The organism is Weissella confusa (genome assembly GCF_004766315.1).
GTDB lineage: Bacteria > Bacillota > Bacilli > Lactobacillales > Lactobacillaceae > Weissella > Weissella confusa_A.
In genome coordinates, this window is sequence record NZ_PVSN01000005.1 from 1 (window position 1) to 20,151 (window position 20,151).

The 20,151-nt window shown below is 45.3% G+C and carries 17 protein-coding genes and 2 pseudogenes; 16 read left to right on the top strand and 3 right to left on the bottom strand.

Features of this window, described 5'->3' with window-relative positions; translation table 11 throughout:
• Positions 1–539: transposase (locus C6P11_RS00635; protein ID WP_210114206.1), on the bottom strand; the 539-nt coding region annotated here is incomplete at its 3' end.
• A 305-nt stretch (positions 540–844) separates the two neighbouring features.
• On the opposite strand from C6P11_RS00635, the gene C6P11_RS00640 reads away from it, so the two are divergent.
• The 4 genes from C6P11_RS00640 (at position 845) to C6P11_RS00655 (ending at position 4,026) form a co-directional block, all read left to right on the top strand.
• Positions 845–1,834, top strand: coding sequence for an asparaginase (locus C6P11_RS00640; protein ID WP_135517966.1), 990 nt, complete (start codon positions 845–847; stop codon positions 1,832–1,834).
• Positions 1,835–1,893: 59 nt separating this feature from the next.
• Positions 1,894–2,265, top strand: coding sequence for a YdbC family protein (locus C6P11_RS00645; protein WP_135517967.1), 372 nt, complete (start codon positions 1,894–1,896; stop codon positions 2,263–2,265).
• 239 nt (positions 2,266–2,504) lie between these two features.
• Positions 2,505–3,200 carry a hypothetical protein gene (locus C6P11_RS00650; protein ID WP_135517968.1) on the top strand — a complete coding sequence of 232 codons (696 nt, stop codon included), beginning with the start codon at positions 2,505–2,507 and terminating at the stop codon, positions 3,198–3,200.
• A 124-nt stretch (positions 3,201–3,324) separates the two neighbouring features.
• Positions 3,325–4,026: a demethylmenaquinone methyltransferase gene (locus tag C6P11_RS00655; RefSeq protein WP_135517969.1), complete on the top strand. Its 702-nt coding sequence runs from the start codon at positions 3,325–3,327 to the stop codon at positions 4,024–4,026.
• An 80-nt stretch (positions 4,027–4,106) separates the two neighbouring features.
• Here the strand turns inward: C6P11_RS00655 and C6P11_RS00660 are convergent, their stop codons facing one another.
• Both C6P11_RS00660 and C6P11_RS00665 read right to left on the bottom strand, forming a co-directional pair.
• The gene (locus C6P11_RS00660) at positions 4,107–4,676 is read right to left on the bottom strand and encodes a cysteine hydrolase family protein (protein ID WP_135517970.1); all 570 of its coding nucleotides are present in this window, start codon (positions 4,674–4,676) and stop codon (positions 4,107–4,109) included.
• An 83-nt stretch (positions 4,677–4,759) separates the two neighbouring features.
• Positions 4,760–5,137 carry a PaaI family thioesterase gene (locus tag C6P11_RS00665; protein ID WP_135517971.1) on the bottom strand — a complete coding sequence of 126 codons (378 nt, stop codon included), beginning with the start codon at positions 5,135–5,137 and terminating at the stop codon, positions 4,760–4,762.
• A 203-nt stretch (positions 5,138–5,340) separates the two neighbouring features.
• Between C6P11_RS00665 and menB the strand changes: the two genes are divergently transcribed.
• The 12 genes and pseudogenes from menB (at position 5,341) to C6P11_RS00725 (ending at position 20,136) form a co-directional block, all read left to right on the top strand.
• Positions 5,341–6,159 carry a 1,4-dihydroxy-2-naphthoyl-CoA synthase gene (gene menB / locus C6P11_RS00670; protein ID WP_135517972.1) on the top strand — a complete coding sequence of 273 codons (819 nt, stop codon included), beginning with the start codon at positions 5,341–5,343 and terminating at the stop codon, positions 6,157–6,159.
• A gap of 63 nt (positions 6,160–6,222) precedes the next feature.
• Positions 6,223–7,674: an o-succinylbenzoate--CoA ligase gene (locus C6P11_RS00675; RefSeq protein ID WP_135517973.1), complete on the top strand. Its 1,452-nt coding sequence runs from the start codon at positions 6,223–6,225 to the stop codon at positions 7,672–7,674.
• A 135-nt stretch (positions 7,675–7,809) separates the two neighbouring features.
• Entirely contained in the window at positions 7,810–8,136 is a 327-nt protein-coding gene (locus C6P11_RS00680) for a hypothetical protein (protein ID WP_135517974.1), read from the top strand.
• On the top strand, positions 8,109–10,070 hold the full coding sequence (locus C6P11_RS00685) for a MucBP domain-containing protein (protein WP_135517975.1): 1,962 nt from the start codon (positions 8,109–8,111) through the stop codon (positions 10,068–10,070). Before C6P11_RS00680 ends, C6P11_RS00685 begins: the two co-directional genes overlap by 28 nt.
• A gap of 352 nt (positions 10,071–10,422) precedes the next feature.
• Positions 10,423–11,376, top strand: coding sequence for a TerC family protein (locus C6P11_RS00690; protein ID WP_135517976.1), 954 nt, complete (start codon positions 10,423–10,425; stop codon positions 11,374–11,376).
• Between the two features lie 217 nt (positions 11,377–11,593).
• On the top strand, positions 11,594–12,292 hold the full coding sequence (locus C6P11_RS00695) for a response regulator transcription factor (RefSeq protein ID WP_135517977.1): 699 nt from the start codon (positions 11,594–11,596) through the stop codon (positions 12,290–12,292).
• Positions 12,293–12,296: 4 nt separating this feature from the next.
• Positions 12,297–13,544 carry a sensor histidine kinase gene (locus C6P11_RS00700; RefSeq protein ID WP_135517978.1) on the top strand — a complete coding sequence of 416 codons (1,248 nt, stop codon included), beginning with the start codon at positions 12,297–12,299 and terminating at the stop codon, positions 13,542–13,544.
• A gap of 144 nt (positions 13,545–13,688) precedes the next feature.
• Entirely contained in the window at positions 13,689–14,855 is a 1,167-nt protein-coding gene (locus C6P11_RS00705) for a glycosyl hydrolase family 8 (protein WP_112464318.1), read from the top strand.
• Between the two features lie 245 nt (positions 14,856–15,100).
• Positions 15,101–16,519: pseudogene (locus C6P11_RS00710) on the top strand (glycoside-pentoside-hexuronide (GPH):cation symporter).
• Positions 16,520–16,561: 42 nt separating this feature from the next.
• Positions 16,562–18,679 (top strand): annotated as a pseudogene (gene yicI, locus C6P11_RS00715) (alpha-xylosidase).
• 108 nt (positions 18,680–18,787) lie between these two features.
• Positions 18,788–19,618 (top strand): helix-turn-helix transcriptional regulator, encoded by an 831-nt coding sequence (locus C6P11_RS00720; RefSeq protein ID WP_135517979.1) that lies wholly within the window; start codon positions 18,788–18,790, stop codon positions 19,616–19,618.
• A 146-nt stretch (positions 19,619–19,764) separates the two neighbouring features.
• Positions 19,765–20,136: a YxeA family protein gene (locus C6P11_RS00725; protein ID WP_135517980.1), complete on the top strand. Its 372-nt coding sequence runs from the start codon at positions 19,765–19,767 to the stop codon at positions 20,134–20,136.
• Positions 20,137–20,151 lie beyond the last annotated feature (15 nt).

Consider the following 20,151-nt stretch of genomic DNA (forward strand, 5'->3'; position numbering starts at 1 on the left):
ACGGTTCCAGTTAAAGCATCGGTCATGATAAGCGGATGGTAACCGACGTTCAAGTAGTGATAATTAAAACCAATTTTTTCTTGATGACCAAAGGTCTCAAAGTAGGTTGAATCCAAATCTAGCACCAGTTCAGTGTTGGCTGATCTTTCATCAATTAAAGAGACAATACGACGATTTAATTCTTGTAGCTCATCAATGTCTTCGTTCGTGAGATGTGATAGAAATCTGGAAATAGTTGGTTGAGATGCCATGTTTTGCGCATAAACAAGTCGATGTTCGATATCTTGGGTCAAGTAATCTGCAACGTCGTCGTTGCGATAACCTTCGATAACTTGAATGAGCATTTGCAATAACAATTCTACCTTAGCATAGCGTGGATTTTTGCGATTATCGTTGAATTCAACGTTATTAAAGAGCCTGGAAATTACAGGCGAATTCAGAAAAATACTAAGCAGCACGTTGCCACCATCCGAGGTAATTGGTGCCCCATTGTCTGAAACTGCAACTAAATGGTTGCTAGGTAATACTTTTTGAGTCATAATTTTAGACGCTCCAATTTTTGAGTATTTGGTTTGTTTTCCACTAACAAAATATCATAAAAAAGAGCTCCTATGGTTTTCACCCAACGGGTGAAAGCGCAAAACCCGCTGAAACGGTATTAACTTGCTGTTTCAGCGGTTTTTTGTTTGTCTTGATGAATAATCCGGGGTTAAATAAAAGGGCGAGTTGCATTGGTTGCGACTCGCCCTTTTTGCATGGCGCTGATGTGAAAATAAATTGGGCGGACAGGATAACCTGTGCGATAATGAGTGAATGAATAAGTGAAGTAGGGGAGGGTAGGTCAATGAAAGACGTCCTTGTATTAACAACTGGTGGCACAATTGCGTCGACCAAAACAGAAAACGGTTTGGCACCCGGTCTTGATGCTGAAACGTTGATTGGTTATTTTGAACGACGCCCAGGTGTTAATCTATCGGTTGAAAGTGTCATGAGTAAGGACTCAACCAACATGCAACCAGAAGACTGGTTGGATTTGGCGACGCGCATTCAACAGCATCATGACAACTATGATGCCTTTATTATTACCCACGGTACAGATACCATGGGATATACGGCAGCAGGTCTCTCATATCTCCTCTATGGGTTTGATAAGCCGGTTGTGTTAACTGGGTCGCAAGTACCGCTGGGGATGGTTGAGACGGACGCTGTGCGCAATTTGCACGATGCGCTGACCTTTGCCAGCCAAACGGACCTGCAGGGTGTCTATCTAGTCTTTAATGGCTTAGTGATGGCCGGTACGCGTGCAGTAAAGACCAAGTCAAAGAGTTACGATGCCTTTGAAAGTATCAACTACCCATATATTGCCAGTGTGTCTGAGGGTAACATGGTGCCGTTGTATCAACCGGAACCAGAAGAACCGGTATTAACGCCAAGTATTTCATTGGATCCAAATGTGTTTGTGTTGAAGGCTTTTCCTGGATTGACGGTTGATATCTTTGATTATTTGGCTGCTCATGTTCATGGTGTCATCATCGAGAGTTTTGGAAATGGTGGCTTGCCATTTGAACGACGCAACTTAATTCCGGGGATTGAGAAGTTGATTGCAGCGGACATTCCGGTGATTATCACGACACAGATTTTGGAAGAGGGTCAGGATATTTACCTCTATGAAGTTGGTAAGAAAGTGGCTGATACTGGTGGTGTTACGGCCGGTGATATGAACACGGAAGCGATTGTGGCGAAGTTGATGTGGGTATTGGCTCAGACGCGTGAGCTTGAGACAGTTAAAAGACTTATGCAAACGCCAATCGCGCACGACTTGGATTTTGTATAATACAATTAACGTTACAAAAACTGCCTGTTACAGGCGTTACAAGCAAAAGTGAGGGTAAAATGGCTGATTTGAAGTATGATGTCCTAGAAAAATTTGGCGTTCTCTCAACGAGTAAAAGTGGTTGGGAAATGCAGTTGAATTTTGTGCAGTGGGGTGACAATACGCCTAAGTTTGACTTGCGTACTTGGTCGCCTGACGGTAGCAAAATGGGTAAAGGTTTGACGTTGACCCACGATGAAATCGTGAAGTTGTATGAGGTGCTTGGCGATGTGCTTGCAGTTGAAAATGGTGCCCAAGCATCTGTTAAAACTGAGGCGCCGGCTGAAGATTATTTGGCCGAAATGTACTACGCTGACCAAGCTGAAGAAGCTGCGGAGGAAGCTGCCGAAGATGTAGATCGTCAAAAGTGGGGTCGCCTAAGCAATTTATAAAGCAGACTGGGAATGTCGGAAGTTTTAGACCGACAGCTGCTGTGTTAATTAATTAACGGTATTAATAGTTAGGTATACAACTAATCGCACGTGGAATGATTTTCCGCGTGCGATTTTTGTTAGCCCTATTAATTAAGATGTTTTTGATGACAAAATCGCATAAAAGACGCGTCTTAAATGCCTTGATAACGGCGTTTTTCTCCTCTAAACTGGCCGTAACGGATCAAGGGGGATTTGAGATGCGATTATTAGTTGTAGATTTTGAGGAGTTACGTCAGGGGCGCGTGGATTGGCAGTTGTTTGTTGAAAATCTGCTGGATGCTGGTGTTGAGACGGTAGTGTTATTGAATGCGGTGCAACATGCTTCAGCTGGTACGCCAGTTTTCTTTGGAAATGGTGTCTTGCCTCGTGATGGTGTCACACACGTTTGGGCAGATAACCCTGTTTTACTGGTTGATGAAGCGTTGCGTCGACAGGAGGAATACTGGCATTGGGCGTGGTCGAAGGTTGGTCGTCGGAACGGTGCAGAATATGGGGTGGCAATTATCCAGATGGGATGGATTCGTCGCGTTTGGTGTCGTCCGTTTTCAAGTGGGAATGGGATTCATGTGTTCGACGTTGGTCGTCATGTCATTGTAGTGCCAACTGTGAGTGGGCGAGGGGAGGGACGGCCGGTTGAATTGATCGAAAGTACGCATGATTATTTACATGGTCAATTAAAACCGATGTTTATGTTGCCACCAGAACAATGGTTATATCGATTGCGTGATTATGATTGGGTGCGTTGTGATGATTTAGCTCAACAACGTGTGCAATCGATAGGAGATGAAATACCGGTTGTAGTAGATTATGACGCGGCGATTGTGTCGATTGAGCCGTGGCAACCGCTGCTTGATACACCGCTTAAAACGAGTTTGATAAATTCACTTGATTAAAGCTTTTTGTATAATGCAAATGATGTATCATCTGACTTTGTATAACGTTGATATTGGATTGGACTGTGGTCTGCGTATGAATAGTTGTATAATGTAAGGAACAACTACGATTGAGGGTAATGACATGAACAAAGCGCCACAACGCGTGCAAGGAATCTTTGATGGTCTTGCACAAGATTACGACAAGATGAACGACATTATTAGTTTGGGAACGCACCGTAGCTGGCGTACTAAGACGATGGCTGCGATCGATGTGCCAAAAAACGGCCAAATCCTTGACGTGGCAGCTGGAACTGGTGATTGGACGATTGCTTTGGCTAAGGAGCTTGGTGAAAAAGGCCATGTAACTGGTTTTGACTTGAGTCCAGAAATGTTGGCAGTTGCACGTGAAAAAGTTGTGGCAGCTGGCGTTAGTTACTGGGTGACGTTGACACAAGGTAACGCGATGGAGTTGCCTTATGAAGATGATACGTTTGACTTGGTGACGATTGGATTCGGTCTACGTAACTTGCCTGATACAGCTAAGGGACTGCAAGAGTTGTACCGCGTGTTGAAGCCGGGTGGTGAATTGGTTGTTTTGGAAACGTCACAACCGGACAATCCAGTGATCAAGCCTTTCTGGAAGATGTACTTCAAGGGTGTTATGCCAATGATGGGTAAGGTGTTTGCTCACGATAAGGATTCATACGATTACCTCGAAAAGACAACAGAAGAATTTATGTCATTTAAGGCGTTGGCTGATTTGATGACCGATACTGGTTTCAAGACAGTCACATACCAACGATTCAATTTTGGTGCCGCTGCAGCGCACTACGGCATTAAGTAAAAACTCTTTTCTTCTATATAGAAGGGGAGGGGAAAGCAAAATAAAGACACGTTCCGAATGGAACGTGTCTTTATTAGTTATTAATCCAAATTGTAATCAATGTCCGGTGTAACTGTAGCACCTAACACATTTTTAAAATGCCAAAGTGCCCAGCGGTGACCGGTTGGTGTGAAACTTGCAACGCCATCTGCGTGAACGGTGATGTTGTAGTTCAAGTTGTACGCATCAACCGCTGTATGCAAAATGCAAATGTCGGTATCGACACCAGTTAGATGAATGTCCTTGATGTCGCGTGAACGAAGGTAGTTATCCAAATCGGTATTGGCAAAACTGCTGTAACGATTTTTTGGATAAATCCAAACGTGATCATCATCCTTGTGTTCAGCAAACCAATCCGCCAAGACACCGTAGTATTCACGACCAGGTGTGTTGGCGACGTTGTGTGCTGGATAAAGTTTTGTTTCCGGGTGATAAGGGTCATTCGGTACGTGCAAATCAGTTGGCAAAATGACGGCATCGCCATTAGCCAAAAATTCATCTGCCAATTCTACCAGGCGAGGTGCAAGTGCTTGCGCTGACTCGCCGGCGGTTAGTGGTCCTTCTGGTGCGACGAAATCGTTTGTGTAATCAATAATCAACAAAGCCTTCATGACAAATCTCCTTGGGTTTGACCGATAGTGACAATGCATTCTCTTTCTTTGTTGGTTATTATACGTCTTTTGCTACGGAAAGCCTACTTGCGAACTGGAATAATCATCGCGGTGAATGTTGATGATGAGGTTAGCTTGTTTGTTTCCGTGACGTAAGTGTCGATGCGCCAAGTTTGAATTTGGCGACCGGCGTGGATTGGTGTCGCGATGGCGCGCAACGTGCCTTCAGTTGCTTGGGCGACGTGGTGTGTGTGGATATCTAATCCGACGGGTACTTGCTTTGTGTTGTCGAGTCCGACGTTAGCGCCGAAGCTGCCGGCCGTTTCGGCGAGCAAGGCGTTCATGCCACCGTGCACAATGCCGTATGGTTGCTTGATTTCATCGCGAATTGGCATGGTTAGAATGACTTCTTCGGCTGACGTCTTTTCAACGGAAATGTTTAAATATTCAATCGCATTCATTTTTCTTCAAAACTCCTATATATGGATGTATTTATTTTGTATATGATTATAACTTTAACTAGGACGAACAAGAAATCGTATAAATTGTTAAAGTGTTAAATATAAGTTTAACGGGTCTTTGGCCAAATTAGTAGAAAAAAGCTATAATTTAAAAAGCACATATTTGAGATAGAGAATATCGAAACCAGAAAGTGAGACTTAACATGACTGTAGAATGGACAGCGATTAAGGAATACTCAGAAATTTTGTTTGAGCGTTCAGATGCTGTAGCGAAGGTTACAATGAACAACCCGGCTCGTCACAACGCGTTTACGCCAGTGATGGTACAAGAGATGATTGATGCCTTCTCAATCGCTCGTGATGATGCTTCAATCGGCGTCATCATTTTGACGGGTGCTGGTGACAAGGCCTTTTCATCTGGTGGTGATCAATCAGTTCGTGGTAACGGTGGTTATGTTGGACCTGACCACATTGCCCGTTTGAACGTGTTGGACTTGCAACACTTGATTCGTATTATTCCAAAGCCAGTTATTGCGATGGTTAAGGGATGGGCCGTTGGTGGTGGAAACATCTTGCAATTGGTCGCTGACTTGACGATTGCAGCTGATAACGCCATGTTTGGTCAAACTGGTCCTAAGGTTGGTTCATTTGATGCCGGTTATGGTTCAGGTTACTTGGCCCGTGTTATTGGACACAAGCGTGCTAAGGAAGTGTGGTTCTTGACGAAGTTCTACACGGCTGAAGAAGCTTACAGCATGAACTGGATTAACCGCGTTGTACCTTTGGCTGAAGTCGAAGATGCCACAATGGAGTGGGCTAACGAAATTTTGAAGAAGTCACCAACTGCTATTCGTTTCATCAAGGCAGCAATGAATGCTGACACTGATGGTTTGGCTGGCTTGCAACAATTCGCTGGTGACGCCACGATGTTGTACTACACGACGGATGAAGGTAAGGAAGGAAAGAACGCGTTCCTAGAAAAGCGCGAACCAGACTTCTCACAATTTCCTAAGTTCCCATAAAGAAAAACGAGCCCCGCATCGCTAAAAGACTGATGTGGGGCTTTGTGTTGAAAGGACATGGCAATGGAAAATTGGCTAACAAAGCGCGCTATGCTGACGCCAGATCGGATGGCAGTGCGCTTTGAAGATACAACGCTAACTTTTGCTGAAATGCGTCAACGCGTTTTGACAATTGCTGGCCAAATCACGCAACACATTGATAATAATGAACGCATCGCTTTGATTACGCCTAATAATCTAACGGGTTATTTGATGATTTTGGCGGTGCAACAACTTGATAAGACGGTTGTCTTGTTAAATCGCCGGCTTTCACCGCGCGAGATGGCGTTTCAACTAGACGATGCTGCCATTACGACGGTTATTCAAGACGATCGTTTTAAGGGTGAGTTGCCATCAGTCAAGCAAGTTACGTTTGCTGAAGTTTTGGCAACAACTGCGGAGGCTATTGACCCAGTTGCGGATTTCGACTTAGATAAAGTGACGTCAATTATGTATACGTCAGGTACTACGGGTAACCCAAAGGGTGTTATGCAGACTTTTGGTAACCACTTCTATTCAGCAGTTGGTTCTGCCTTGAATCTCGGGTTAACGCCGGATGATGTTTGGCTAGCAGCGGTGCCGATTTTCCACATCAGTGGGCTTTCAATTATGATGCGTTCATTGATTTACGGCATGGGTGTCAGTTTGTACGAACGATTTGATGTTGAAAAAATCAACGCCGAATTGATGGCTGGTCAAGTAACGACGATTTCGGTGGTGCCAGTTATGCTGAAGCAATTATTGGCGCAACTGCATGAGGGTGCGAAGTATCATGAACGTTTCCGCACGATGCTACTTGGCGGTGGCCCAACGGATTTGACGACGCTTGAAAAGGCGATTGTAGCCGGCATTGAAATTGTCCAATCATACGGTATGACAGAGACGGCTTCACAAGTGATTGCGTTGGATGCGGCCAGTGCAACAAAGAAACTGGGCTCAGCTGGTAAGCCGCTATTCCCAGTTGAAGTTCGAATTCAAAAGTCGAATGATGCTGACCAAGTTGGCCGTATTCAAATTAAGTCACCAACTTTGGCAGTTGGGTATTTGAATCGCCCTGATAAGTACGCCGAGTCATTTGTTGATGGCTGGTTCGATACTGGTGACATGGGTTGGCTGGATGACGATGGCTTTTTGTACGTTGAAGGTCGCGAAGGCGATATGATTTCATCGGGTGGCGAAAATGTCTTCCCAGATGAAATTGAATCTGTCTATGGTGAAGCGACGGCAATTGATCAAATTTCAGTTGTCGGCATCCCAGATGAACGTTGGGGTGCTGTACCTGTGGCGTTTTTGTCATTTAAGTCTGGTGAAACCATGGATTTTGCCAGTCTACGCACGTTTGGTCGTGAGCGTTTGGCGCACTATAAGGTGCCAGCGCGATTCTTTGTGACGGATAACTTCCCCCGCACGGCGAGCGGTAAGATTCAGCGTCATAAATTGCGTGACCAATTGGACGAGGCGCAAGAAATTAAATAGGAAATAAGTGAGTTGGTGTGACATTGGTATACACCAACTCATTTTTTAGTATATGGCTTTTCTTTTTCGACTTACGTATAATAAGTGGGATAGTTTTAATCCACAATACAGGAAAAATGAGAAGGGGATTTATTTATGTTGGGGGATAATGTTGGGCTGTATAAACGCCCAGTTTTTGGTCTGAAGAAGCGCTTGTTGGTATCTGGTGCGACTTTGGTAATGTTGGGGATGGCACCAGATGTGCGAGCGGATGATGCCGAAAATGGGACGTCGATGGTCATGGGCGACACCGGCGTAATGAGCAATGAAAATGGTGACCGTGGTCCCCAAAATTGGGATTGGTCTACTGATACGAGTGTTGCACAAACCGTTATGACAACGGTGAATGGCGCAGTTAATGCTGACGGTAAAGTGCTGCCAGCAGGAAGCAGTTTGTGCAGTTGGTTGATGCGCGAATTGTGAACGGGTATGCGATTGGGCTGAAAATTCATAATGCCAATGGGCAATATCAATCAGGTGATACGTTGTCGATTCCGCTGTACGGCGAGATGGTATCGGCAACTGATCAGCATAAGCAAACGTTTAATTTGGTGCAAGCGACGGGTGTTCTGCAAAATGACGGCGCAACGTTTGCACGCTATGAGGTAACGGGGCGCACGTTGAAGACTACCTTCACCACAACACCAATCGGTGAGGTGTCTTCGCATCTGGCGATTACAGGTTCAACGTCATCGCCACTGCCGGAAGCCAAGATTTGGGCTGAAAAAATCGGTACGGCAAAGATTGTTTTTGGGAATGCAACGGTTCAAGGGACGTTTGAATTTAAATCACGTTTCCAAGTTGATGCCCCAGGTGTTGCAACCCAACAGTTGTTCACGAAGAGTGATCAGGTGAGTGTGGGAAGTTATTATCAAGATGATGGCTACATGAACGCCTTGTTGCGCGGGGATGCGGATATAACTGCTAAAATTCGTGAAACGGGCACCTTTGCAACGGAAGATTTGATTCAATTACAACACGTTCAAATTGAACAAGGAACTGTGTTGTCTGCATCGTCATCCGCTGGTTATTCAACTTATTATGTTGTCGACAAAAATACAGCCGGAAAATATCAAGCTACCGTGATTTCGGCGACGGTCACTCAGATGAATACTGAATCCATTGATGCGCAAAACTTTATTGAATACGCTGAGGGCACATCTGACGAGGAAATTGTCCGTGACTTAGCGTCAGTTGGGCGCGGTGCGTATACGATTCATTTGAATGCCGATGGGACATATACAATGGCCTATAACATGGGAAATCCTTACACGGATTGGGGTGTTGATAATTTTGGCGATCAAACATTTGGTGAATTCTTGTTAAGCCGTGACGCCGACGGGACATTGACGGCTGCTGATTTGAAGGCTTTGGATGACAATATCGCACGCGCTGGTGGGGCTAACCCATCTGAAGGAACGGGGTCACACGGACATCAGTTCTACATTCATTTCGCCGATAACACGGCCGTTAATGCAGTGACGAGTGTCTTGAAAACTTACAATGCAACTGGCGAATTATTGAATACGACCAAAATTGCCCGCGCAGCCACAACACCAGATGTCGTTGATATTAAGGGACAAGCGCGTTTGCGAGTGTTCCATATTGACGAAGGTGGACATGAGCTGGCAACGACTGAAGTTAAGATTGCAAATCCAGGTACGCCGTATGAAACGTCAGCCAAGGAAATAGAAGATTATCATCTATTACGTGTAACGGATAATGCAAGTGGCGTTTATGGTAAAGCGAACGAGACAACATCGGTCGTTTATGTTTATGTGGCATCGCCGGTTGATGATCCAGATTATATTTTCGAAGAAGATGTTGAAGAACCAGAAGATCCTGCTGTACCGTTGGATGATGAGCCTGAAGTGCCAGGCGAGCCAACTGTAGAGGAACCGAATGTGCCGGTACAACCAAGAGTCGCAGTCCCAGAAGACCCAATGGTTGATGTGCCAACGCCAGAAGTGGATACACCACAAACGGAAACACCGGATCAAGATGTTATCACGCCGATTGAAAATCCAACGCCATCAACAGTTACACCACAAATTGACACACCAACACAAACGCCAGAGCCAGAATTACCTGTGAAGGACCGTGTGTTAGTTCCGACAGAGACGCCTAAGTCAGTCGTAAATCGCAAGGTGGCGCCAATCGTTACGGCACCAACGCCCGCTATTGAACCGGTGGCCTTGAAGAAGACGGCTGGAATTGCATCGCCAACTTTGGTTGAAAAGGTCACGGTTGAATTGCCAAAAACAGCGGCTGAACAGTCTGGTAACGCCTGGCTAAAGTGGGCCGGATTAAGTGGTATGGCCTTCTTTGGAATGCTAATTATTCGTCGAAAAAAGTAATCACCTTTTGCGCTTGAATTTCTAAAATGAGGGTCTATAATAATAGTCAATCTAGGAAAGGGGGTGATACGTTTTGTCAGATTATAGCAATCAAACGATTCGTATCGCCCTTGTATAGGAAACAAGGGCGATACGTAATTGTATTTAGCCCGGTAGGCAACTACCGGACGGCCATGCAGATTGCAATTTGAGATGTATGGTCGGAAGACACTAGGCGGCGAACCTGGTGTCTTTTTTTGCGCATTTTTTATTCGACACACACCACAAACGTAATTTTCTAAGCTAGTCAAACAAAGTGCACAAATTTGGAGTAAGATAGAGAATATCTCGTAACAAGAAAGAAGATTCACCTATGGAAGTTAGTTTATGGATCTGGGTGGCGTTTTTTGCATTTGTGATTGTGATGCTAGCGCTTGATCTGGGTATTTTTAACAAAGAAAATACGGTACCGACATTCGAAAAGTCATTGATGATGACGGGTATGTGGGTAGCCTTGGCATTTATTTTTGCGGGTGGTATCTGGTATTTTGCCGGTAGTGACCACGCGTTGGATTTTGTAACGGGCTACCTGCTTGAAGAATCATTAAGTGTAGATAATCTCTTTATCTTTATTCTGGTCTTTAGCTTCTTTGGTATTGAGGCTAAGTACCAACACCGCGTTTTGTTCTGGGGTGTGTTTGGGGCGTTGGTGATGCGTGTGCTCTTCATTTTGGGTGGCGCTGCGTTGCTACAACGTTTCGACTGGTTAATGTATATTTTCGGAGCTTTCTTGGTGTATACCGGATTGAAAATGCTCTTTGAAAAAGAAGCCAACCAGAACTTGGATGATAGTCGTTTGATTAAGACGCTACGTAAAATTTTGCCGATTAAGGATGACTACACCGAGCCACACTTCATTATTAAAGAAGATGGCCGTCATTACGTGACGAAATTCTTGGTTGCCCTGATTTTCATCGAAGCCTCTGATTTGCTATTTGCGGTGGATTCAATTCCGGCCGTATTGGCGGTGACACGAGATACGTTCATCGTCGTCACGTCAAATATCTTTGCGATTTTGGGGTTGCGTTCATTGTATTTTGCCTTATCAAAGCTATTGCCAATGTTCCGTTATATCAAGTACGCATTGGCGATTATCTTGGCGTTCATTGGTGCCAAGATGTTGATTAATGAGGGTGGTAAGATGTTCGGCTGGGAGTTTGAAATCTCAAACGCCGTCTCGTTGATTGTGATTGTCGGTCTGCTTGCGTTGGCAATTGTGTCATCAATTATCGTTGCCCGCGTGCAAGCGCGTCGCGAATTTAAATAAACATTAGCGCCATATTTTTCATATGGCGCTTTTTTGCGCGGCAAAAGATGAGTCTATAGTCCGCGGAACGGTTATAATGGACCTGAACCTTAAATATTTAAGGTTCAGACAAGGCTACGCTATGTCGATTTTAAGGTTCGCTGACTATTATTTAAAACAACAAAGATTTATAAGAGATATGAATGAAACCCATTTGGGGATATGTGAGGTTACTGAGATGGCAGGGAATACAATTAAGTTGTTAGTAGTGGAAGATGATTTTGCATTGAATGACACTGTCCGTGAAACGATTTCTGAATTAGGCGAAGTAACGCAAGTGCACGATGGGGATGAAGGTTGGTTTGAAATCGAGTCAGGCGTTTATGATGCCGTTGTGCTGGATGTGATGTTGCCGGGTCAAGATGGTTTTACGATTTTGAAGAAGGCAAAGGATATGTTTCCTAACTTGCCAATCCTAATGTTGACGGCCAAGGGTGAACTGTCAGATAAGATGCAAGGCTTCAACTTGGGTGCGGATGAATACATCACCAAGCCATTCTATAAGGAAGAATTGTTGGCGCGTTTGAAGACGTTGTTGCGCCACACGGGTGTGCTTGGTCAAGACGGTGCCCTTGAAGTAGGGAACGTACAAGTCTTTATTGATCAACACCGTGTTTTGGTTAACGACCAAGAAGTGAACTTGCAAGGTCGTGAGTTTGGTTTGTTAGTTTATTTGATGCAACACGTGGGTCAAATTGTCACGAAGGATCAAATTTTTGATCGCCTATGGGGCTTTGATTCTGATACGTCTTTGACAGTTGTCGAAGTGTACATGTCAAACCTTCGTAAGAACTTGCGTAATGCGGATGCGCAAGTCACGATTAAGACGTTGCGTAATGTTGGCTATATGCTAAACGCAGCGCTGACGGAAGACTGACTTTATGGTAGAAAAGAACAAACAACGCTGGGACGAACGGTTTGAAGCACGTGTCCGGGCGTTTTTTGGCAAAATTAAACTGCCAAAGTGGCTTCAGAGAATCCGCACCTCGTTGTCACAACAAGTTAAGATGACGATCTTGATGGTCGTTGGTTTTACGATGGTGTTTTCACTGATTGGGACGTTTACAATTGGCCAATTTAGGAATGTGATGTACGGCACGGCCCAGAGTCGCGTAGCACATGCGTTTGATTCACGTTCAAATCGTTACGATCAACCAACAATCCAAAATTCTCAAATTACTGATTACGTCGATACTTTTAAAGATTCGTTGAATATCAAACATGAGGATAAGGTCTACCTTAAGTCATACCGTGGTAGTTGGTATTTCTTTAACCGTCAGGGTGATCAATTGGCATTCGTTGATGTCACGACAGAGCACGAGATTGTTGAGTCATTCCAGAATCGTTTGGTTTGGATTTTCGCGTTGTCTGAAATTGCCTTGTTGTTGATGGCGGTTGCGTTAACGCGCGCCAACATGCGTCCGATTATGCGTGCGTGGTCGCAGCAACGAACGTTCGTGGCCGACGCGGCCCACGAATTTAAGACGCCGATGACCGTTATTCAAAATAACTTGGAGCGTATGTTGGAGCGACCAAATGATACGGTGATGGACCAAGTCGAAAACGTCGCTAATGCGTTGACTGAAGTGCGTCACTTGAATAATTTGACCGGTGATTTGTTGACGCTATCGCAGGCCGACGCTGATGTGCCATTGTTTGCGTTTGCTGACATGGACTTGGCGAAGGTGGCTCGCGAAGTTGGTGATATTTTCGAATTCACGGCCGAAGAAAAGGGCCAAACGCTACGAGTTGACGTGCCTGAGACATTGCCAATTGTCGGGGATGCCCAACGTTTGCGCCAATTGCTGGTGATTTTGACGGATAATGCCCAGAAGTACGCTGGTGAAGGGGCTGACGTGACGATTTCAGCGACTCAGACAAACAGCAGTATTAAGTTGCAGGTTTCTGACACTGGTAAGGGTGTGCCGGACGCCGATAAGCAACGTTTATTTGATCGCTTTTATCGTGTTGATAAGGCGCGTTCTCGTTCGACAGGTGGTCACGGATTGGGACTTGCGATTGCCAAGTGGGTGGTTCAAGGACACCGTGGCACCATCGAAGTGCTGGACAATCAACCGCACGGAACCATCTTCAGCATGACGTTGCCGAAGAACCAAAAAATTAAATAATGCCGTGCGATGCTGCCTAGGTGAGGGTGGCATCGCTTTTTTTGTGGTTTATGAAAGCGCTTTCTTTTCTTGTTTAAGCCACATTTAGGTCATAAACGAACCATATACTCAGCTTTGGTAATTAAGAAAACGGAGAAATAAAAAATGAGTAAGTTTACTGACTTTGGTTATACACAAGCACAAATTGATGAAAAGTTCCAACAAGTATTGGATACGATTTTTACAAATGAAGAGACGAAGTTCTACTATGACAACGGTGATGGTACGGCATACTTTACTGATACTGGTAACGATGATGTGCGTACTGAGGGAATGTCATACGGGATGATGATTGCTTTGCAACTTGATGACCAAGCCATGTTCAACAAGTTCTGGGCATGGGTGAACAAGTACATGTTGATCACAGACGGCCCAATGCACGGCTTCTTCAAGTGGTCAGCCCAACGTTCAGGTGTTTCTAACGCTGAAGGTTCTGCCCCAGACGGTGAAGAATTCTTTGCGGCTGCTTTGTTGATGGCTGCTAACCGTTGGGGTGACGGCGAAGGCATCTTTAACTACACGGCTGAGGCGAAGTCATTGTTGCACGAGATGGTGCACAAGGATGAAGAAGAAGGCGGTCGTGGCATGTTCGATCCTGAGACGACGTACATTCGTTTCGTCGCAGAAATGGACATTTCAGATCCGTCATATCACTTGCCTCACTTCTACGAGGTTTACGCACAATACGGTAATGAAGAAGACCGTGCGTTCTTTGAGCGCGCAGCTGATGCGTCACGTGAATATTTGAAGAAGGCGATGAACCCAGAAACGGGGATGTCAGCGGAATATGCGAACTACGATGGTACGCCAAATGACTTCCGTGGCCACGGTTCATTCTTCTCAGATGCATACCGCACGGCAGCGAACGTTGGGTTGGATGCTGCGTGGACGGGGAAGGTTGATGCCGAATTGACTGACCGTGTCGTTAAGTTGCAAGAATTCTACAAGGGTCAAATTGAACAAGAAAACATCCCGGTTTACTGGATTGACGGCACGATTGTCGGCGACAAGGAGACTGAAGATGGTCAAAGCCTGTTGTACGTGAAGCACCCAGTTGCCTTGAAGGCTGGTATGGCGCAATCAACACTAGCAACGCCAAACAATGAGTTGTCAAAGTACTACGTGGATCTATTCTGGAACATGCCAATGCGTGACGGTGTTTACCGTTACTACGATAACTTGTTGTACCTATTTGCCTTCATGTCTTTGGCGGGTATGTATAACAAGTATGACAAGCAGGCCTCTGCAGATCGCGTACTAGTAACAAATTAATCGTGGTGATAGTCAACCTGCAATGGTTGGCTATTTTTTTGTAAATGTCAAACAATTGCACTTGCAAATTAGGTGGCGATTTTGACTTTTTGACCGGATAAATACGACCTCTGGGCAAAGAGCCCTTGTAGACTGAATTTAATCCCTGTATTCTCAAACACGTGGTAATGAAACCGTTTACAGAAAGCGTTTGCATTACAAAAAATTCTTAAGGTAGTCACCATGAACAACGGAGGGTAATCGTCATGGAACAAAAGATGCCGAATCAAGTGGGGTGGGGCGAACGTGTCTCATACGCCATGTCGGACTTTGGGTGTAACACAATTTTTCAAATCGTAGGAACGTACTTCTTGGTTTTCTGTACTGACACATTGGGTGTTGCTGCAGCAGCCGTTACGGGACTTTTCGCGATTACAGCAATTATTGATTCAATCGATGGGGTGATTTGGGGATAATTCATCGACCGTACACATACGAAGTGGGGAAAGTCACGTCCTTACTGGTTGTGGTTTGCAATTCCATTTGCCATCTTCTGTGTGATGGCCTTTACGGCGCCACCACTATCAGAAACTGGTAAGGTCGTTTGGATTTACATTGCCTACATCGGCGCTAAGATTTTGTACTCAGGAATCAACATTCCAGTTACATCAATCTTGCCAGCGTTGACTTCAAATCCACAAGAGCGTGTGACGTTGTCAACAATTCGTCAATTCTTCGGAAACATGGGCGCAGCCATTTTCTTGCCATTGACGTTGCCGGCAGTTGGAATTATCGCTGGTATTTTTGATAAGGGTGCTAAGGATCCATCAACATCAGCAACGGGTTGGCTCATCTGGGCCGTTATCTTGGGTGTTATCACGGCAGCCTGCTTGTTGGTTGCCTTCGCTGGAACTCGTGAGCGAGTGGTCACGAAGGACTCTAACCGTTCAATTCCAATGCGCGAATCAGTGAAGGCCTTGAAGGGTAACTACCCATGGGTCATCATCATCTTCATCAACTTTATCTACTGGGGTGGATTTGCCGTTCGTTCAAGTTCATTGCCTTACTACTTCAAGTACGTTTTGCACAACGAAGCGTTGGGAAGTTTGGTCTTGGCCGGAACGGTTATCACGTTGGCCTCAACGGCGATGGTGCCATTCGTTGCCCGTCGTTTGGGTAAGCGAAACACGATGTTGCTTGGAATGGTCGGAACGGCTTTGTCACAATTGGTACTTTACCTTGCGGACATCATGAACGGAAATGTTGCCATTATCTTGACTGGTATTGTCTTGTACTTCATCAGCTACGGTTTGACGGGTGCCTTGATCGCCGTTATGTTGTCAGACGCTGTTGATTTCGGTGAGTGGAAGAACGGTGTGCGTGCCGAAGGGTTCGTAACATCATTTAGTTCATTCTCAGCCAAGTTGGGTATGGGAATCGGTGGTATGGTCTTGGCCGCCGTTTTGGCAGCTGGTGGTTATGCTGCTTCAGCTGACGGTACGCAGACCGCATCAGCACTGGACGCTATCCGCATGGGATTCATCTGTATTCCATTTATCGGTTACGCTGCCTCAGCAATCGCCTTGTTGTTCAACAACATCGACAAGCTTGAGCCACAAATGGTCGCAGATTTGACGGCTAAGCACGAACGTGAAGCTGCTGCAGTTGCAGAAGCTGAAGCCTAAGCAGATAGGCATTTAAAACATAATTAAACGGGGAATAAAAACATGAAGTTTACTAATGGATACTGGCTAAACCGTGATGAGTACATTGTTAACTCACCATTGGAAGCCTTTGACGCAATGGTCGTAGAGAAGGATGATGACAACTACGCAAGTGATGCCTTGCGTGTTTACTCAGCCTACCACCGTATCAACTCTCGCAGTGACATGTTGGATGTCGGTGCAATGACGATGACGGTGTTCTCACCAGCTGAAGATGTTATCGGTGTTGAATTGAAGCACTTCGATCGCGATGACAAGAATCCACTATACGAGTTGCAAAACAACAACGTGACTCCAGCAATTGAAATTGCAGATTCTGTTGCAACGTTGACGAGTGGTGATTTGCAATTGGCTGTCTCAATGCACGACAAGTTCAACATTGATTTCAACTACAAGGGTAAGCGCATTACGGGTTCTGAATACAAGGCGCAAGCGTCAATCGATGATTTGTCAGGTAAGCAATTGGGTCAAGTGATGCACGCCAACACGGTTACTGGTGCGCAAAACTTGGGCCCACAAGGATCAGTTACAGCAACTGACCACTTTATGCGTGAGCAATTGAGCCTATTGCCAGGTACGAATGTTTACGGATTAGGTGAGCGTTTTGGGGCCTTCGTCAAGAACGGCCAAAGCATCGACACTATCAACATGGATGGTGGTACTGGTTCAGAACAAAGCTACAAGTCAATTCCGTTCTACATGACGGGTAAGGCTGGCGTTTACTATGGTGTCTTTGTTAACGAAAGCCAACCAACGAGTTTTGAAGTCGGCAGCGAAGTGGTTGATCGTGTCAGCTTCTCAACGCGTGGTGAGTCATTGGAGTACTACGTGATTGCAGGTGATTCACAAAAGTCAGTGATTTCAAAGTACAACAAGTTGACGGGTGGTTCTGTTTTGCCACCAGAATGGACATTCGGTTTGTGGCTATCAACGTCATTTACGACGGACTACTCAGAAGAGACGGTTATGAGTTTCATCGACGGTATGTTCGAGCGTGATATTCCGGTTTCAGTATTCCACTTCGATTGCTTCTGGATGAAGGGCTTCGAGTAGTCAAACATGGAATGGGATAAGGAACAATTCCCAGATCCAGTTGGTTTGTTGAAGCGTTTGCACGACAAGGGCTTGAAGGTCTGCGTTTGGATTAACCCATACATTTCACAAAAGTCACCACTCTTCAAGATTGGTAAGGAAAAGGGTTACTTCATCAAGCACACTGACGGCAGTGTTTGGCAATGGGACTTGTGGCAACCAGGTAACGCCGTGGTTGACTTCACGAACCCAGAAGCCCGTGCTTGGTACCAAGGTTTGTTGAAGAACTTGTTGGACATGGGTGTTGACTGCTTCAAGACGGACTTCGGTGAGCGAATTCCAATGCACGACGCCGTATTCTTTAACGGCGGCAATCCTGAAGGTGAACACAACTACTACACGCATCGTTACAACGACGCTGTATTTGAGTTGCTGCAACAAGAAAAGGGTGAAGATGAAGCGGTTGTCTTTGCTCACTCTGGTACGGTCGGTGGTCAACAATACCCAGTTCACTGGGGTGGTGATAACTTGAGCCAATTCCACTCAATGGCTGACAGCCTACGTGGTGGTTTGAGCTTGATGTCATCAGGTTACACATTCTGGAGTCACGATATCGGTGGTTTCGAAGAGAATGCGAGCCCATCAATCTACAAGCGTTGGACGCAATTCGGTTTGCTTTCAAGTCACTCACGTTACCACGGTAACATCGAGTACCGTGTGCCTTGGTTGTTTGACGAAGAAGCCGTTGACGTAACGCGTAAGTTCACGCAATTGAAGTTGGAGATGATGCCATACATCTACGGACAAGCTAAGGAATCAGTTGAAGCTGGTATCCCATTGATGCGTCCAATGTACTTGGAGTTCCCTGAAGATCAAAACACAGCAACGTTGGATCGCCAATACATGCTTGGTAGCGACGTTTTGGTGGCACCGGTTATGACGGAAGAAGGGGATGTTGATTACTACTTGCCAGCTGGTAAGTGGGAGCACATCTTGGATGGCCGCGTCGTTGAAGTGACTGAAAACGGTCGCTGGATGACTGAAAACTACGACTTCATGAGCTTGCCATTGTGGAAGAAGATTGGCTAAAACTGACTGAAAGTCAGAACCCCAGGCGAATTAAGAATGTGATAGACTGAGCTTATAGATTTCGCAGAGCCGATGGGGGTCGGCGCGTAAACTTTGAGGGGTTCAGTGATGGAAAAGGCAGCGCAACAGCACGAAATAGTTGCAGACAATTCAGATGTTGGGGTTCGCGTCTTTTTATCCGATGAACCGCTTGGATTTAAGCCACTGCATTGGCACACGCATATTGAAATTGTGCTCGTCCTAACCGGCGAAGTAACGTTTCGATATGAGCAACATGATGTCACGTTACATGAAAATGAGTTCATTGTGATTGGATCGGGGATTCTCCATTCGACCACCAATTTGGCAAATCAAGCACTCGTGTTGCAAATTCCTGTGTATTATCTCAACCAGTATTGGTCGAATAGTGAATTGCTACGATTTGATTTGTGGACGAACCATAGTTTGCATGATGAAACGTATGACAAGATTGTCAGCATGCTTCAGCAAATGACCCAAATCTATTTGCGAAAAGAAGCTGGCTACCGGTTGCGATTTAGCAGCATCTTGATGCAAGTCTTGTATGACTTGATTACAAATTATGCTGTGACGTTAACACCGGGTGACTTAACGGAAGATGATCGTTTGAAGGACGTGATTATGTATATTCACGAGCAGTATCAAACGAAAATCTCGTTGAGTGAGGTCGCAGAAAAGTTCCATTACAACCCTGATTATCTTAGTCGTATTTTCAAGCGACGGGTCGGGGTGACATTTGTGAACTATGTTTATCAGGTTCGTTTGGAGGCCATCTATCAAGATGTGCTCGCGACGAATCAGGTTATCAAAACGATCTTTATCCGCCACGGCGCTAGCAACACCAAGTTAGCGATGAAAATGTTTAAAGAATTATACGGTCAGACGCCAAATCAGTTACGACAACTGAACAAGGGCGAATGACAGGGAACGGTATCGCAGTGATGTGATACCGTTTTTTGTTGGTACTTTCTGCTTGTGTTATTCAACAGCTGATATTATACTTTAAATAGTATAAGAGGTTATGTACTATACGGATAATGATTGAGATATTTTAAGAGGTGGAAATCATGAAGAAGATTATCGGTTTGATTGCAGCAGTGTTGGTCGTATTCGGCCTATACAAGGGATACGAATACTACAACGTCACATACAAGACAACGACGGCTTACACGCAAGTGCCTGCCCAAGTGCCACCATTGAAGGATACGGTTTCTGATTCTGGGGAAAAGATTGCCGGATCAAAGTCATACTCATACAAGTTGACGTTCATCACGACTAATGGGGAGCGTCGTGTCTTGAACTACAGCATTGAAGATGCTGATCCATTGACGCCAAACGCATATGTAAAGGCTGATATTAGCCAAAAGCGTGTGGTAAAGGGACCTGAAGGGGTGCAAAAGTCAGACGTGCCAACATCAGTACTTGAAAAGTTGAAGTAATCACGCGAACAAGCG

What these genes read in the sequence shown, in the direction of transcription:
- C6P11_RS00690 (WP_135517976.1), top strand. Translation starts at nt 10,423, where the DNA reads ATGGAAGTTAGTTTATGGATCTGGGTGGCGTTTTTTGCATTTGTGATT.
- C6P11_RS00660 (WP_135517970.1), bottom strand. Translation starts at nt 4,676, where the DNA reads ATGAAGGCTTTGTTGATTATTGATTACACAAACGATTTCGTCGCACCA.
- C6P11_RS00650 (WP_135517968.1), top strand. Translation starts at nt 2,505, where the DNA reads ATGCGATTATTAGTTGTAGATTTTGAGGAGTTACGTCAGGGGCGCGTG.
- C6P11_RS00720 (WP_135517979.1), top strand. Translation starts at nt 18,788, where the DNA reads ATGGAAAAGGCAGCGCAACAGCACGAAATAGTTGCAGACAATTCAGAT.
- C6P11_RS00640 (WP_135517966.1), top strand. Translation starts at nt 845, where the DNA reads ATGAAAGACGTCCTTGTATTAACAACTGGTGGCACAATTGCGTCGACC.
- C6P11_RS00655 (WP_135517969.1), top strand. Translation starts at nt 3,325, where the DNA reads ATGAACAAAGCGCCACAACGCGTGCAAGGAATCTTTGATGGTCTTGCA.
- C6P11_RS00645 (WP_135517967.1), top strand. Translation starts at nt 1,894, where the DNA reads ATGGCTGATTTGAAGTATGATGTCCTAGAAAAATTTGGCGTTCTCTCA.
- C6P11_RS00725 (WP_135517980.1), top strand. Translation starts at nt 19,765, where the DNA reads ATGAAGAAGATTATCGGTTTGATTGCAGCAGTGTTGGTCGTATTCGGC.
- C6P11_RS00695 (WP_135517977.1), top strand. Translation starts at nt 11,594, where the DNA reads ATGGCAGGGAATACAATTAAGTTGTTAGTAGTGGAAGATGATTTTGCA.
- C6P11_RS00705 (WP_112464318.1), top strand. Translation starts at nt 13,689, where the DNA reads ATGAGTAAGTTTACTGACTTTGGTTATACACAAGCACAAATTGATGAA.
- menB (WP_135517972.1), top strand. Translation starts at nt 5,341, where the DNA reads ATGACTGTAGAATGGACAGCGATTAAGGAATACTCAGAAATTTTGTTT.
- C6P11_RS00665 (WP_135517971.1), bottom strand. Translation starts at nt 5,137, where the DNA reads ATGAATGCGATTGAATATTTAAACATTTCCGTTGAAAAGACGTCAGCC.
- C6P11_RS00675 (WP_135517973.1), top strand. Translation starts at nt 6,223, where the DNA reads ATGGAAAATTGGCTAACAAAGCGCGCTATGCTGACGCCAGATCGGATG.
- C6P11_RS00680 (WP_135517974.1), top strand. Translation starts at nt 7,810, where the DNA reads ATGTTGGGGGATAATGTTGGGCTGTATAAACGCCCAGTTTTTGGTCTG.
- C6P11_RS00700 (WP_135517978.1), top strand. Translation starts at nt 12,297, where the DNA reads ATGGTAGAAAAGAACAAACAACGCTGGGACGAACGGTTTGAAGCACGT.